This is a genomic window from Streptomyces sp. NPDC048353, from assembly GCF_055587165.1.
Map to the genome: position 1 here is coordinate 378770 of NZ_JBVJGU010000007.1, position 16604 is coordinate 395373.

The following is a 16604-nucleotide window of genomic DNA, read 5'->3' on the forward strand; positions in this document are numbered from 1 at the left end:
GGCCCGGTCGCGTATCGGTGTTCCTATCCCCTGCCGGGGATCAAGCCGCCTGGCATCAGCCGAAGGCCTTGATGCCGTTCCAGTTGACCGACAGCACCGTCTTGACGGGCGCGTTGGTGTTGGTCTTGGACGGGTGGTAGATCTTGATCGTTCCGTCGGCGGTCGTCCGGGTCCAGATGTCCGGGATCCCGTCCCCGCTCACGTCCGGGATGCCGATGGCGGTGTTCACGTTGACCTCGGTCCAGCTGGTGCCGTACTGGACGTCACCGTTGAGCGAGTTGGCCGCGACCATCAGCGAGTTGAGGTCCACGCTGCCGGCCCCGGCGGCGCCGGGCTTGCCGTGGCGGACGTACATGTTGCCGTTGTCGAGGTTGCGCCACAGCAGGTCGGGCGTGCCGTCGATGTTGATGTCCGCGAGGTTGACGATGTCGCGGCGCTCCCAGGCGTCGGCGTTCATCAGGGTCGCCGTCTGGAAGGTGGCGCCGGTGTAGCCGGACAGGACCCAGAAGGAGACACCGGCCCGCAGGACCAGGTCGGCCTTCTTGTCACCGGTGATGTCGCCGACGGCCTTCAGCTGCGTCCAGGTGGAGGGCGCGGGCGTGTTCGACGGCAGCTTGATCTTGAGCCGCTCGCCGACGTCGAAGGTGCCGTAACCGTCGCCCGGGTAGAGCCAGAAGCCGCCGTCGGGCGTCCGCGCGAACAGGTCGGTGGTGCCGTCGCCGGGGTAGGCGTCGCTGTGGTGGGCGATCAGGGCCGCCTTGCCGGTGGTCGCGTTGAACCAGTGCCCCTTGGGGTGCAGGGCCACGTTGCCGTCCGGGCCCTTGGTGTAGGAGCCGGCCAGACCGGCGTACAGCTCCCCGCCGGGCCCACCCGGGTAGGAGAACAGGTTGCCGTTGGCGTCGATGACGAGCAGGTCGGCGATGCCGTCGCCGCCGACGTCACCGGGGCCGTCGGCCGTGTCGCGCGGCGGCACGTAGAAGGCGTAGTCGGTCCGGGCGCTGACGTTGCCGTTCGCGTCCAGGGCGAAGATGTGCAGCCAGTTCGGGCCCGCGTGCGGGGGCTTGAGCGCCGGGTCCGTGAAGGCGCCGTTGACGGCGGGCGCGTCCGGGTAGTACATGCCCTCGAAGCCGTACCGGAACTTCGCCGCGCCTTCGGAGCGGAAGGTGATGGAACCGGTCCCGCCGAACTTCACCGACGCCCAGGTCGCGCCGTCGGAGGTGGCCCGCTTGAACGGGGTGGTCTCCTCGTCGACGGTGGGCTGCGGGGGCGAGGTCGGGTCGATCGTGATGCGGCACGGCTCGGTGGTGTTCGGCGGGAAGTACGTGGACACGGCACCGACCTGGTCGATGGCGTGGACGTCCCACGAGTAGGACGTGTTGGCCGTGATGTCCTTGATCAACGGGTCCGTGGCGGCAATGATCCGCTGGGCGGTGCCGCTGGAGTTCGGGGTGATGTCGACCGGGGCCGGGACCGTGCCGCCGGTCTTCCAGAAGCGGAACCGCAGCTTGGAGAGGTTCCCGTCGCCGTCCTTGGCGTTGGCCGACAGGGTGATGTTGGTCTTGCCGATGGTCACACCCGCACCCGGGCCGGGCACACAAGGTCCACCGGGGGTGGTGGTGCCGGCGGTGGGCTCGCTCGGGGGACGGTTGTAGTCGACCTCGAGGGTGGCGGAGGTGGCGCGGAACTTGCGCCAGGTCTGGGTGTCGCCCTCGCTGGTGGCGCGCATGCCGAAGGTGATGTTCGACCAGCCGTTGTCGGCGCCCTTCTGGGCGGCGGCCTTGACGTTGGCGTTGTCGAACGCTTCGTAGGCGTCCCCGCAGGAGGTGGACCAGCCGTGGGCGAAGGACTTCGACTGCAGGTGGGTGGACCAGGACGGCTGCGCGTTCCAGGTCGTGCCCGTGGAGATCGAGCCGGTCAGGTAGAACTTGAACTCACGGTCCGTGCAGGACCAGGAGTGGTTGTTCAGCACCTTGTACGACGCCCGGGTGACGGTGGCGCCCTTGATCTTCGGATCGAACTTCATCCGCCAGAACGAACGGCCCAGACCGCCGGTGTCCGACTCGTAGCCCACGCGGGCGTCGGAGGTGCCGGAGGAGAAGTTCGTACCGTTCCAGAAGCTGCTGTTGGGGTACTTGCGGTAGGCGGTGGTCCACGCCTGCCAGGCGGCGTTCATCGTCGGGTCGACGAAGACCGGGAACTTCACGCCCGGCTTGGTGAACAGACCCGTCTCGGCCACGTTCAGCGACAGCCGGGCGGTGCTCGTCTTGTCACCGTCGAGGGCGACGGGGAGCGGGGCGGAGTGGGCGCCGGGCTCGATACCGGTCAGACCGGAGAGCTTGAGGACGTCGGCCGGCGTACCGGTGGCGGTGCGCGGGGCGCTCTCGGGCGCTTCCGGGTCCTGGCCGCTGGAGTCCCACGCGAAGGGCGTGGGAATCGAGGCGACTTCCTTGCCGGCCTTGTCCAGGACGAGGACGCGGCCCTTGGGGGCGTCCAGCTGGAAGGTGGCCGTCGTGGACTGGAGTCCGTACGCGACCGACTTCAGCGCGTCCTGCTTGGCAGCCTCGGGGGTCTTGACGATGAGGAGCTGGGCGACACCGCCTTCCTCACGCGCGACCAGGAGCAGGTCGACGCCGGGCAGGACCTCGGAGTAGAGGGCACGCGGGCCGTCGAGGACCGGCTCGGGCAGGGCGCCCGGCCAGGTGTAGGCGACGGTGTGGCCGGCGACGTCCATCTCGGCGAGCACGGTCTGACCGGGCTGCGGGGCGCGGGCGAAGGAACGGTCCGCACGGGACGCGTCCTTGCTGCCGCTGGAGAACCGCACGGGCACGGCGGCGTTGACCGGCACGATGCCGAGCCCACGGGGCGCCTTCGCCGAGCGGACCAGCTTGTTGTCGATCGGGGCCCACTCGCCGTCGGCGTTCTTCGCGCGCTGCGGCGTGGCGTGCATCTGGGAGCGCATCTGCCCGTTGGGGAGCGCCCACGTCTGCTGCGTGGCGGTGGTCGCCGTGTCGACGAGCACCTGCTTCCGCGTGCGCTTGGCCTCGGCGACGGCAGCGGACTCGTCACGCGGACCGGTCGACGCCGGCTTCGCCTCGGTGGCCTTGTTGCCCTGGGCAACAGGCGGGGTCTGAGGTTGCCACCACGGAAGCAGTGCGGCGGTCAGAGCGGCCAGAACGAGGCCGAGGGTCAGGGACAGCCTCGTGCGCGTGCGCACGAAGGGGCTGAGTAGTCGAGATGGCGGCGCGGACACAGTGGTCAACTCCCGTGGAAACAAGGCGGACAGGGGCAGCACGGACACCCCGTACGGCAGACCACGGGGCACAAGGCGCGCACACGATCACACGCGACGCACAGGCCGTCCACACATTTGAAATTTATGAATCCGTTATGCACCCGAAGAAACCGTCCGCCGGCTCGCCAATTCCGTCGCCCTTGCGGCTTTCGTGGGTCGCGTACGGCCCGAACGACCCCGAACACACGATCCACCTGAATGGTCGTCATTGACCGATACTGAGACGAACTGCGGCGTGAGCCACCTCACTTGACGGCGTCTCAAGCCGTGTCATCGATCTTGAGCGTAGGGCCTCGATGACGGAGAGTTCGCACGCACGTGCCTGCCGCAGCCGCGTGCTTTTGGTGTTTCCGCACCATTCTCCGTTGTCTGAATTTCCTGGGTGGGAGTCGACGCAATGCGTTCTTCAGGTCCACCGTCATGGCTGGGGCGGGGACGCCTAGCCGTGACGGAGTCACAAAGACGGCGCCGGCGGTTGAGCCGCACGGCGACTGTCCTTTTGTTGTCCTCGATGCTGACGGTGACGAGCCTCAGTACGCAGGCGTTGGCGATCCCCGGCGACGGCATGAGCCGCGAGGAGCAGACCGCGCAGGTCGACCTCCCGGACATTCCGAAGAGCACCGAACTCGACGGTGACGAGACCGCGCAGAAGGCACTGACCACGGCTCCTGAGGTGCCGGTCACGCCGTACGTGCCGAAGAACGTCACCCCATGGGTGGCCGACCTCGGCAAGGCGACGCTGACGGCGACGAGCGAGCCGGGCACCACGGTCCCGGTGTCACAGAATCTGCCGATCGCGATCGGCGTTCCCGAGGGTGGGGACCCGGCGGCTCTCGCGGGCGAGTGGAGCGTCGACCTCAAGCCGGTCGAGGCGTCCCAGGACGCGGGCGTCTCCGGCATGATCATGAAGGTCACGCCTCCGGCGACGGCCGACCCGGCCGCGCAAGTCGCGCTGACCGTCGACACCACCGGCTTCGAGGACCTCTACGGTCCGCAGGCGGCTCAGCGCTTCGGTCTGACGCTGCTGCCGGAGTGCGTGTACTCGGACCCGACCGCGGGTGAGTGTGCCGACGACGGCACCTCCACCATGGCCGGCAAGGACGAGGGCGTCGGCTTCGAGCGTCTGAACAGCTCGATGGAGGAGGTGGCGGCCAAGGACGCCCCCACCAAGACCACCGCGGCGAAGGACGCCAAGACCCGCAAGGTCCTGACCGGCACGATCCCGGTCGCCAAGCTCCTGGAAGAGGGAAGCACCGGCGCTTCGGCCCGGAAGGCTTCCTTCTCTGCTGCGGGTACGGAGACCGGCGGCAACGCGGTCGGCATGCTCGACACCGGCTCGTCGGTGCAGGGTGACTTCACCGCTTCCCCGCTGCTGTCGTCCGGCGCCTGGTCGGCCGGCTCCTCCTCCGGTGCGTTCACGTACAACTACCAGGTGCAGGTGCCGGAGACCGCCGGCGGCCTGATGCCGAAGATCGGCCTCGGGTACTCGTCCCAGTCGGTCGACGGCCGGACCTCGGCGACGAACAACCAGGCCTCCTGGATCGGCGACGGCTGGGACTACAACGCGGGCTCCATCACCCGTACCTACGCCAACTGCCGCCAGGACTCCAAGCGCGCCGGCTCGAACAACGCCACCCACAAGACCGCCGACCAGTGCTACGGCTCCGAGAACGCCACCCTGTCGCTGGGTGGCATGACCACCGAGCTGGTGTGGGACGCGGCCAAGGGCACGTGGTTCACCGCTAACGGTGACGGTTCGAAGATCGAGCGGCTCAAGGACACGTCCAAGGACCCGCGCTCGGGCATGAAGGACGCGGACGGCGAGTACTGGGTCGTCACGACCAAGGACGGGACGAAGTACCACTTCGGCCTGAACAAGCTCCCGGGCTGGTCGGACAACGGCACCGCCGCCGACGACCCCTACACCGACTCCGTCCTCGCGGTCCCGGTCTACGGCAACCACGCGGGCGAGCCCTGCTACAAGGCCGGCGACTGGAAGAACTCCTTCTGCAACCAGGCCTGGCGCTGGAACCTCGACTACGTCGAGGACATCCACGGCAACGCCATGTCCCTGTGGTGGAAGCGCGACGTCAACTACTACGCGCGGAACTTCAACTTCAAGGCCCCGGTCGAATACCATCGCGACGGCTACCTCTCGCACATCGACTACGGCCAGCGCAAGGACTCGATCTTCTCCGCCCCGGCTCCGGCGCGCGTGAACTTCTCCGTCGAGGAGCGCTGCTTCACCGAAGGCACGCTGACCTGCATCGAGGACAACTTCAAGTCGAAGGACATGGGCAAGTACCGCATCTGGTACGACACCCCGGCCGACCTCCGCTGCGAGGCCGTCACCTCGACGTACAAGCAGAAGTGCTGGAACGCCGGCCCGACCTTCTGGACGCGCAAGCGCCTGGACAAGATCACCACCACCGCACAGCGCAAGGCGGGAGACCCCGCGCGTCAAGCTGTGGACGAGTACAAGCTGAACCAGAACTTCGCCTCGCTGAAGACCGGCCCGAACACGGCCCTGTGGCTGGAATCGGTCCAGCGGACCGGCTTCGCCCGTAACGGCGCCACCGACGCCAGCGTCACGCTGAACACGGTCAGGTTCGAATCGAACGCCGAGGACATGCCCAACCGGGTCAAGGCGTTCAACCCGCAGCGTCCGGGCTTCTCCCGCCTGCGCATCGCCCGCGTGATCAACGAGTACGGCGGCGAGACCGTCGTCACCTACAAGCCGATCGAGGGCCAGTGCGCCACCGGTACCGGCCTGCCGACCAAGACGGACACGGCGGCGCTGAAGGCGAACAACCGCCTGTGCTACCCGTCGTACTGGAGCCCGGACCCGGAGAAGGAGGAGATCGACTGGTTCCACAAGTACGTCGTGGACTCCATCGAAGAGCTTCCCAACGTCTCCGGCTCGTACGGCACGAAGACGTTCTACGAGTACAAGAACCCGGGCTGGAAGCTCGCCGAGGCCGAGTTCACCAAGAAGTCCACGCGCACCTACTCGCAGTTCGCGGGCGTCGAGCAGACCACCGTCCTGACCGGACCCAAGCCGTCCGACGCGGACAGCGGCGAAGGCTCCACCGGTGAGAACACCCCCGGCGTCGACGCACCTCAGACGAAGGCCGTCACCCGCTACTTCCGTGGCATGGGCGACACTGTCCCGGTCAAGGACGTCCACGGCAACGTGATCAAGGCGTCCGACGGCTCGACCGTCTACGACCGCGAGCCGTTCGCCGGCCGCATCGCCGAAGAGCTCGTCTACACCAACGCCACGGACGCGGACACCAACTGGCTCTCCCGCAGCGTCACGATCCCGGCGGCGACGGAACTCGGCAAGCGGGACCGCGAGGACGGCCTGACCGACCTCAAGGCCTGGCGCGTCACCGAACCCGAGGAGATCGCCTACACCAAGTCGTCCGGCACGAACGAGGACGACCCGCGCACCCTCCGTGAGGTCCGCACCAAGACGACCTACGAGTCGACGCACGGTCTCCCCACTCTGATGGAGTCGCTGGGTGACACGGGCAAGACCGGCGACGAGGCCTGCACCAAGTCCGAGTACGCGCATCAGACCGACAAGAACATCATCGGCCTGACGAAGCAGGTACTGATCTCACCGACAACCTGCGCAAACGCGAACTGGGCCGACCTGTCGACGCTGAGCGCCGCGATGCGCACGGCCTACGACGGGACGGCATACGGCACCGCGCTCGCCGGTACCACCCGAGCCCTGGCGACCGAGTCCTGGACGCTGAACGGTGCGGGCACCGGCTTCCAGACGAGCGGCACCTCGTCCTTCGACGCCGTCGGTCGCGTGATCCGGCAGGCCGACCCGGACGGGAAGGCCTCGACCACCACCTTCGACCCGCCGACCGGTCAGGTCTTCAAGGTCACCGAGGTGAACGCCCTCGGGCACACCGAGGTTCAGGAGCTGGAGCCGGGCCGCGGGGTCTCGTTGAAGACGACGGACCCCAACGGCTTGGTGAGCGAGGCGAAGTACGACCCGCTGGGCCGTCTCGCCGAAGCATGGGCCGCCGGCCGCACACCGGGCTCAGGAGCGGTACCGGACTTCCGCGCCGAGTACACGATCCCCGAGCCCGAAGTGGACCCGGAGGACTCCGAGCGCGAAATCCGCAGGCCTCCGTACGTCACCACATACGCCCGCGGGCACGAGAACCGGATCGAGACCTCCGTCACCCTCTACGACGGTCTCGGCCGTGAGCGCCAGTCGCTGGAGGAGCCGGAGAGCGGTGACGGCTACCTCATCACCGACACGCTGTACAACAGCGCCGGTGAGGTCTACCAGACCAACAACGCCTACCTGACGAAGGAGGCGAAGCCGGGCGAGCTGTTCACGCCGCTGGCCGACACCGCGATCCCGAACATCACCCGCTATGCCTACGACGGCCTCGGCCGCGTGGTGAACGAGACCCCCTACATGAAGTGGGTCGACCCGAACACCACGGAGACCATCTCCAAGGCGTACCCGGAACGGGCCACCACGTACGAGTACGGCCAGGACTGGTCCAAGGTCATCCACCCGCAGGGCGCCTCGTCCTACCGCGTCTACACCGACGCGACGGGCCGCACTGTCAGGGCGGACACGTTCAACCCCGCGGCACCCAAGGGCTACACGTCGACGTCGTACGCCTACGACGCACGCGGCCAGCTGGTGAAGGCCACCAGCTCCGCCGACCCGACCCACCCGTGGACGTGGACCTACGACCGCCGGGGCCAGCTGGAATCCGCGGTGGACCCGGACTCCGGTACGACCCGTACCACGTACGACCACCACGGCCGTATCCTCACCCAGACCAACGCTCGTGGAGTCACGGTCTGGAACGGCTACGACGAGCTGTCCCGGCCGAAGCAGCAGCGCCTGAACAACTCCACCGGCACGCTGCTGGCTGACTTCACCTACGACACCGTCCCCAGTGGCAAGGGCATGCCCGCCACCGCTACCCGCTATACGGACGGCCTGGCGTACACCCAGAAGGCGAACGGCTACACGAAGGACTACCAGCCGACGTCGACCACCCTGTCCCTGCCGCAGTCGATCGTCGACACGTGGGGCTTCGCCAAGGACTACAACTACAGCTACAGCTACACCGACACGGGCAAGCTTGAGGAGGCGCAGCTCCCGGCCGTCGGCAGGCTGGACGCCGAGAAGACGGTCGTCCGTTACAACAAGAACGGACAGCCGCTCTCCGTTTCCGGCAAGGACTGGTACGGCGCCGAGACCGTCTACTCCCCCTACGGCCAGATCCTCCGTTCGACCCTGGGCGCGCAGCCCTACCGGGTCTGGACGCAGAACTCGTTCGCTGAGGGCAGCGGTGAGCTCCAGGAGCAGGCCGTCTATCGGGAGCAGAACACCCCCGGCCTGGTCGGCGGGAACCTGGTCTCCAACCGGGCCTACGGCTACGACCCGGCCGGCAACATCACCTCGGTCCGGGAGAAGTCCCTCGGAATCGAGGAGCGCCAGTGCTTCACGTACGACCCGCTGGGTCAGCTGAAGAAGGCGTGGACCGACAAGAACCAGGAGTCCTGCTCCGCCGACCCGAAGAACGCCGACGGTTCGGTCAACGTGAAGTCGGGATCGGATGGCTCTGGTTACTGGCAGGAGTACGAGTACGACCTGCTCGGTAACCGCACCAAGCTGACCGAGCGGGATCTGACGGGCGACACGGGCAAGGACTCCGTCAGCACGTACGACTACGGCAAGGGTGCCACCAAGGAGCAGCCGCACACGCTGACCAAGGTGACCAGGAAGTACACCACCCCGGCCGGGGCGCAGGTCACCACCGAGGCCGAGCGTCTGTACGAGCTCACGGGCGAGACCAAGTCGGTCACGTCCAGCCAGAACGGTGACAAGCAGGAGCTCAGCTGGACCTACGACGGCAAGGTCGACCGGATCACCGGTCAGGGCGCGAACGGCAAGACCCCGTATGTGGGCCTTGGCCAGAAGTGCCTCGATCTGAAGTCGGGTCTCGCGTCCGCGGGCCAGGCCATCCAGCTCTACGCGTGCAACGGCACGGTGGCGCAGGCCTGGCACTTCGACCCGGCCCCGGGGCAGTCTGACGCCAACGTCGGCACCCTCGAGGTGTACGACACGTGGTGTGTCCAGCCGGCGGCGAACACCGCGGGCTCGGCCGTCCAGCTCCAGAAGTGCAACGGCACCACCGCGCAGCAGGTCAAGCGCAACGCTTCAGGCCAGCTGACCCACATCGCCTCCGGTCTGTGCCTCGCGGTGCAGGGCGCGGTGAACGTGAGCGGCACGGCCATCGTGCTGGCCACCTGCGACGCGGCCCAGGCCGCCCAGCAGTGGCTGCCGCAGAACGACACCCGTCACATCTACGGCCCCACCGGTGAGCGTCTGCTGACCGTCCAGGGCAAGCAGGCCACGCTGAACCTCGGCGAAGCCCAGGTCACGGTTCAGCAGGGTGGCGTCCTGGTCCGTACCGAGCGCACCTACGCCGCTCCTGGCGGCGCGGTGCTCCGGTACTCCAACGGCGCCGGTGGTGAGGCGCTGGTGGCCCTGGCCTCGGATCATCAGGGCAGCGCCTTCGTGGAGGTCGCTCTGGGCAGCGGCCAGCCGGTCCGCGTCCGTAAGCAGGACCCCTTCGGAAACCAGCGCGGCGCCGACACCGTGGGACAGAACTTCCAGACGCACCAGGGCTTCCTGGGCAAGACCCGGGACGACGCCTCCGGCTTCCAGCCGCTGGGCGCACGTCTGTACGACCCGGTCGTGGGACGCTTCCTGTCCGCCGACCCGCTGATGGACCTGAACGACCCGCAGCAGGCCAACGGGTACGTCTACGCCCATAACAACCCGGTCACCCACGCGGACCCGACGGGCCTGTCCATCGTTCTGACCGCCTCGGAGAAGGCCGCTGCCCTGGCGGGCGCGGGTCTGTCGCAGGCGCAGGTGGCGGCGGCGCAGGCCACCATGGGCAAGTCCCTGACGTCGGTGATCCTGTCGGCGGCCTGGGGTGCGCTGAAGGACTTCATCGGGATCAACGACGCCATGGCCTGCTTCGGCGGTGACATGTGGTCGTGCGGCAGCTTGATCATCGGGGCCATCCCGTGGACCAAGCTCGGCAAGATTCCCTCCGTCCTCAAGGCCGTCAGCCGCACGATCGACGCCATCCAGGCGTTCAAGAAGGCGAAGGCGGCCGCCGAAGCCGTCCTCAAGGCCGCGAAGGCAGCCGAAGCAGCCGCCTTGAAGGCCAAGAAGGCCGCCATCGAGAAGGCCAAGAAGGAGGCCGCTCAAAGAGCGAAGAAGAAGGCAGCCGAAGCCGCCAAGAGAAAGGCCGACGCAGCGGCGGCCGCCAAGAAGAAGACCGGTAATCCCGTCCAGAAGAAGGCGCAGGCCAAGGCGGCTCCCAAGTCCTCCTCGCAGGCAGGCAAGCCCGGCAAGGGCAGCGGCGGCGGGAGCAAGGCCGGCCAGTCCAAGCCCGGTGGTTCCTCCGGCGGCTCCGCCCGCACGAAGGGCGGGTCAAGCGGAAGTGGAGGCTCCGGCAAGGTCGATGGCGAGACCTGCAACAGCTTCGCGGCCGGTACGAAGGTGCTGATGGCCGACGGCTCCACCAAGCCGATCGACAAGATCAAGGCCGGTGACAAGGTCGTCGCGACCGACCCGAAGACCGGGGAGACCCGGATCGAGACGGTCACCGCGGAGATCAAGGGCCAGGGCCTCAAGCACCTGGTCAAGGTCACCATCGACACCGACGGCAAGGCCGGCACGAAGACGGCACAGGTCACCGCGACCGACGGCCACCCCTTCTGGGTCCCGGAGCTGGGCGAGTGGATCAAGGCCACCGACCTGAAGCCGGGGCAGTGGCTCCGGACCAGCTCCGGCACCCGTGTCCAGGTCACCGCGGTCCAGCGCTGGACGGCGGCGCAGGCGACCGTCTACAACCTGACCGTCTCCGACCTCCACACGTACTATGTGGTGGCGGAAGCCGTTCCCGTCCTCGTCCACAACTGCGATGTGGCCCTGGGATGGCAGCGCAACGGAGAGCTCGACAGCTGGGCGCGGGACAACAAGTTCACCACTTACTCCATCGCCAAGGCGCAGGACTTCGCGCAGATGGTGGAGAAGGCCATCGCTGACGGGAACGTGCGGCTGCACGTCAACATGACGGGGCTGGAATCCCATGGTGACTTCATGGCGGCCGCCCAGCGAGGCCTCAAGCTCGGCCTGGAAGGAGGGGCCGCGACGGACTTCGAGATGGGACTGATCGCCAGAGCGCTCGCCAATGGTCAGCGCTCATGGGATTCGATCAAGTTCTATTCCCCGAAGGGACCGAACGGAGCCATGCAACTGAACGACTCGGGCCCCATGCCCGACCTGTCGGTACTGCAGGGAGACATGGACCCGTTGAAGGGTTCGGTCATCGGATCCTGCCACTGCTGAGGAACGGAACATGGATACCCACCGGAACAGCCCGTACCCGGACCTGAACGCGCCGGAAGGCCTCGCGGCGGCCATGCGTGACGCTGCCAGGCTGCGCGGATGCGATATCGGGCGTGTCTCTCCGACACCCGCCGGCGTCGTGACCGAGACGGCCAGAGGGTTCGTATCGGTCGAGCCCGCGGCCGATGGGCTGTTCCGGATGGTCGTCCACATTCCGGATTACGCGTGGGTGATCGGCTCCACTGACGATCTCGGTCGAATGGTGGAGGCGGTCGCCGCGTGGCGGCAGGGAGTGGCGTACGACGCTTTGGAAGCGCGCTTCGAGTTCCTGGAATTGGGTGCGTTCACCACGGCGCTCGAAAGCGGGGACCCCGCCCGTTCACAGTGGGCCTCTCTCCTGTCGGCCGACTTTTCTCGGCCGCAGTGGGAACTTCTGCGTCGCCTCCGTGCGGACGAGACGCTCCGGGGATTCTTCCCCCTCCTCTCGCACGGCGCGGTCCGTCTCCTGGTGGATCCGCTGGACGCGGAGAGCCGTCGGGTCCGGGTGGCGGAAGCGGAGGAAGGGCGCTACGAGGTCGTAGGCGTCAGTGAGGCCGGACCCGCCCGGGTCGAGGTAGCGGCCGAGGATCTGATCGCTTACGTGCGGAATTTCCTCACCGCACGGTGATCTCGGCAGACCCGTGAGAAGAAGCCCCGCCAGGCGTCGCTTGGCGGGGCTTCTTCATGGGGCCGTACGGTTCGCACGGCGCGTCGGGTCGTGGTCCCGCCTCAGTGCGCCCTCGTCTAGTAGACGCTGACCCCGTACGCGCTCAGCGCCTCCCTGACCGGCTGGAAGAACGTCGTGCCGCCCGAGGAGCAGTTGCCGCTGCCGCCGGAGGTGAGGCCGATCGCGCGGCTGCCGGAGTAGAGCGGGCCGCCGGAGTCGCCCGGCTCGGCGCACACGTTGGTGCGGATCATGCCGTAGACGATGTCGCCGCCGCCGTAGTTGACCGTGGCGTTGAGGCCGGTGACCGAGCCGCTGTGGGTGCCGGTGGTCGAGCCGCGGCGGGTCACGGACATGCCGACGGTGGCGTTCGCCGCGCTGGTGATGTCCACGTTGCCGACGGTGCCGGACTTGGTGACCGAGCTGTTGGTGTACCGGACGATGCCGTAGTCGTTGTTCGGGAAGCTGGAGCCCGAGGTGGAGCCGAGGACGGTCGTCCGCGCGGAGTTGGAGTACCAGGTCCCGGCGCCGTCGGTGCAGTGACCGGCGGTCAGGAAGTAGTAGTTGCCCGCGCTGTCGCGGACGTTGAAGCCGAGCGAGCAGCGCCAGCTGGTGGCGTAGATGGCGTCGCCGCCGGATATCAGCTTGTTGAACCTGCCCGGGGTGCGCTCGACGCGTATCGCGCCGGCGTTGGCGCCCGCCTGGCGCTTGATCTTGGCGATCTCCGCCGGGGAGACCGTGGAGTCGGCGGTGACCACGAGGGTCTTGGTGGCCTGGTCGACGTGCCAGGCGGTGCCCGCGACGTCGGCGGCCAGGACGGCCTCGCCCGCGGCGGAGAGCTGCGTCGCGCTGAACGTCCCGGCGGTGTCGGCGTTCGCGGTGGGGACGGCGAGGGCCGCCGCGGCGACGAGACCGGTGGTGACGGCGATGAGACGGGTGCGTCTCGCGGTGACCGTGCGGGGGGTGGTGCGCTTAATCCTCACTTCGCGTTCCTCCAGAGGGGAATCGGGGGTCCGCAGTGGGGTGTCGGACCCGTGAGGCGCGGCCCCAGGGGCCGGCGCTGTGGGGGAGTCTCGGCCCGCCCGGTCGGCGCCGCAAGGGCGCCTTTCGGCCGTACGGCGCTCAACTACCGCGTCAGCGCACCTGATCCGATCCCCGTTCCGCCGTCCGCGCCACGACCCCGGCCTCCGCCGGGCCCACGCCGCCCCTCAGGCCCCGGCCACGCGCCTCTCCCCCGCCGGCACCGCCGTGTCGAGGGTGTTCCCCGGGGGCGGGAACGGGCAGATGAAGTGATCGACGAAGGCGCACGGCGGCAACAGCGCGCGGTTGAAGTCGACCGTCACCGAGCCGTCCGGCGCGGGGGCGGGCGGCCGCAGGAAACGGAAGCGGTAGCTGTCCCGGCCGCTGGTGGCGTCCGCGAAGACCGCCCAGAGCGTGCCGTCGTCCTCGACCGCGACCTGGAGGACGTGCTCGGCGCCGTGGAGCGCGAAGGACAGGTCGCCGGCGAGGCCGAGCCCGCGCTCCTTCCCGTCGGCGTTCTCCACCCGGACGCTGCGGGCCCTCTCGTACGGGCGGAAGGTGCCGGGCACCACATAGCGCTCGTCGTACGGCGTGGCCTCGATGCCCCGGAAGGAGCGGCGGGCATGCGACTCCGGGTCGAAGTCGCGTACCGCCCAGTCCCCTTCACGGCGCAGGACCACCAGCCGTCGGCCCGCCGACTCGGCCCGGGACTCGTGGATCGGTGCGTGGTCGGCGGTGAGCCGGACGGTGCCGATCAGGGGTTTTCCGTCGACGGTGACGGCGTCCTCGGCGCCCGCCGTGAGCAGCACCTCGTCACCGTCTTCCCGCCACTGGCCGGGAACGGCCGGAATTCGCCCCTCCGGGTGATCGGAGAGCCAGTAGGTGCCGGTGAGGGAGAGCGGTCCGTACGGCGAGGCGACCGCGGCGACGCGCTGGTCGTGCCAACGCTGCCAGTCCTGCTGGGGATCGGTGGTCATGGTGTTCCACCCTTCCACACGGTCCGGGGAACCCCGAGAGCCGGCCGTGGCGCCGCGACGGGGTACCCCCGTACGGAAGACCACGGCCGGGTCGGACCGGCCCCGCCGTGTCCGGAAGACCGAGCGTCAGCCGTCCGACGGGTCGTCAGCAGTCGCAGCCGCAGCAGTCACAGCACTCACAGGCGCAGTCGCAGCCGTCCTCGTTGCGGCAGCAGCCCTTGCGCTTCTTCCGGGACCACGGCCCCTCGTACTCCTTCGCGCAGCACAGCTGACAGGTGCAGAACAGCCAGGTGAAGGCGGCACAGCCGGCGAGGAACCCGCGCGGCGTGGGCCGCTGCGGCTCGCCGCCGCCCCCGCCGCCGAACTGCGGCGGCTGCCCGCCGTACCCGCCCGAACCACCGGCGCCGGCCGCCCCGCCCCCGTACGGGTTCCCGCCGTACGGGCCGTACGGGTTGCCCCCGCCCTGCCCGCCACCGCTCCCGTACGGGCCACCGTTCCCGTACGGGTTCCCGCTCCCCTGCACCGGGCCCGGCGTGCCGTGTGCGCAGGTGGTCGTGCCGAAGGCCCGGTCCACCGAGTTGCGCAGCTCGTGTGCCAGGAGCATGTGTGCCAGCGTCCCGTCGACGAACCGCGTGTCCCGCAGGGCCAGGCGGATCCCGTGCAGGGCGTCGTCCGCGAGCCGTCGCGCCTCCGTGAGGGAGGTGCCCGTCGCCGCGAGCGGGTTCCAGGCGCCGGAGGCGGCGTCGGCCTGGCGGTCCTCGACGGCGTCCAGGAGGTGGGCGAGGCGTCCGAAGAGCCGGCCGGCCTCGGCCAGCGGCGCGGTGTTCTCCGGCCGGCCCGCCAGCACCGCGGTGTGCGCGAAGGCGGCCGCGGTCGCCGTCTCGGTCGGCTCGGTCACGACGAGGAGCGAGGTGCCGGGGCCGGCCAGCGACTCGATGCCGCCCTGCCGGTCCACCGCGTCGACCAGGACGTCGGTGTCGAAGCCGAGTTCGCGCCCGGTCCGGGCGCCCGCCAGGTCCCAGGACCTGGCCACCCGGCGGGCCGCCGCGGCGACCGGGCGGCGGGCCAGCAGCCCGTCCCGGTCGGCGACGTGGTCGCGCACCTTCGCCGAGGCGAGCACCAGCGAGACCGTGGCGGCGAGCCGGGCCCCCTCGCCGTGGGCGACCGGGGCCCTCTTCATCTGGCGCAGCGGGCAGGGTCCTGCTGTGCGCCGGCCGCCCGGCACGGCGCCGGTCCTGGTGCCGGTCTGAGCCTCCGTCAGGACCGAGACGATGAGGCCGTCGTAGTTGGTGACGACCCTCGCGAACTGGCCGTGGTCGGCGCGCAGCGCCAGGCAGAGGCCGCAGAGATGGGCCATCCACTCGGTCTTGAGGCCGTCGGTGAGGCGGTGCGTGCAGGGCCTGACGATTCCGAACAAGAGACTCCCCCGTGAGTCGTGCGCAGGTGTCCCGCGCGCGTGCGCCAGGCATCGTATCGAGCCGTGGCGTTCACCCGTACGCCCGCCACGTCACCCTTCCGGCCTGACGTTCATATTTTAAGTTGCACACCCCGGCCAATCCTCCGTCAGGCCCCGCATACCGCAGGTTTCCTGACGATTCGCCAGGAAACGGGCCTCACGTTCTGCACCAGTACCGTCACGAATCTCCTGCGCGGCGACTATCCACTTGGCGCGCGATCCGCATGATGGACCACGATAGGGAATGCGGAACCACAAGTGACCGCGCTGAAAGGAGGCGTCCATGGGATCGGTGCGCAAGGCGAGTGCCTGGCTGGGACTCGTCGAGGACAACGACGAGCGTTACTACGACGACGAGTACGCCGAGGGTGCCGAGAACGGTGACGCCTGGGTGACGGACCCGCGGGTGCGGGTGGCGTCCGACTCGGCGCAGGAGCAGGGCCGCCGGATCGCGACCGTCTCCCCGGACGGCTTCCGGGACGCCCGGGGCATCGGTGAGCTGTTCCGGGACGGGGTCCCGGTCATCGTGAACCTCACCGCCATGGAGCCTTCCGACGCCAAGCGCGTGGTGGACTTCGCGGCGGGTCTCGCCTTCGGTCTGCGGGGATCGATCGAGCGCGTGGCGACGCGGGTCTTCCTGCTGACCCCCGCCGACACGCAGATCGTCAGCGGGGACTCCGCCGGGCGTGCGCAGGACGGTTTCTTCAACCAGAGCTGAGCGGGGTGCTCCC

7 protein-coding genes are annotated in these 16604 nt (G+C 69.0%); 3 read left to right on the forward strand and 4 right to left on the reverse strand.

The window, feature by feature from the left end:
• Window positions 1-55 precede the first annotated feature (55 nt).
• Window positions 56-3250, reverse strand: a complete 3195-nt coding sequence (locus tag ACZ6RC_RS25890; RefSeq protein WP_469587501.1) for a hypothetical protein — start codon at window positions 3248-3250, stop codon at window positions 56-58.
• A gap of 553 nt (window positions 3251-3803) precedes the next feature.
• On the opposite strand from ACZ6RC_RS25890, the gene ACZ6RC_RS25895 reads away from it, so the two are divergent.
• On the forward strand, window positions 3804-11717 hold the full coding sequence (locus tag ACZ6RC_RS25895) for a ricin-type beta-trefoil lectin domain protein (RefSeq protein ID WP_469587396.1): 7914 nt from the start codon (window positions 3804-3806) through the stop codon (window positions 11715-11717).
• Window positions 11718-11727: 10 nt separating this feature from the next.
• Window positions 11728-12384 (forward strand): hypothetical protein, encoded by a 657-nt coding sequence (locus ACZ6RC_RS25900; protein WP_469587399.1) that lies wholly within the window; start codon window positions 11728-11730, stop codon window positions 12382-12384.
• 116 nt (window positions 12385-12500) lie between these two features.
• On the opposite strand, the gene ACZ6RC_RS25905 is transcribed toward ACZ6RC_RS25900, so the two are convergent.
• From ACZ6RC_RS25905 to ACZ6RC_RS25915, 3 genes are all read right to left on the reverse strand, one after another.
• Window positions 12501-13403, reverse strand: coding sequence for a S1 family peptidase (locus tag ACZ6RC_RS25905; protein ID WP_391144515.1), 903 nt, complete (start codon window positions 13401-13403; stop codon window positions 12501-12503).
• Between the two features lie 225 nt (window positions 13404-13628).
• Complete coding sequence (locus ACZ6RC_RS25910; RefSeq protein WP_469587402.1) at window positions 13629-14417, reverse strand: DUF1684 domain-containing protein; 789 nt, start codon at window positions 14415-14417, stop codon at window positions 13629-13631.
• 145 nt (window positions 14418-14562) lie between these two features.
• Window positions 14563-15834, reverse strand: a complete 1272-nt coding sequence (locus tag ACZ6RC_RS25915; protein ID WP_469587405.1) for a DUF5685 family protein — start codon at window positions 15832-15834, stop codon at window positions 14563-14565.
• A 322-nt stretch (window positions 15835-16156) separates the two neighbouring features.
• On the opposite strand from ACZ6RC_RS25915, the gene ACZ6RC_RS25920 reads away from it, so the two are divergent.
• Complete coding sequence (locus ACZ6RC_RS25920; RefSeq protein WP_391144508.1) at window positions 16157-16591, forward strand: cell division protein SepF; 435 nt, start codon at window positions 16157-16159, stop codon at window positions 16589-16591.
• The last annotated feature ends 13 nt before the right edge of the window (window positions 16592-16604 follow it).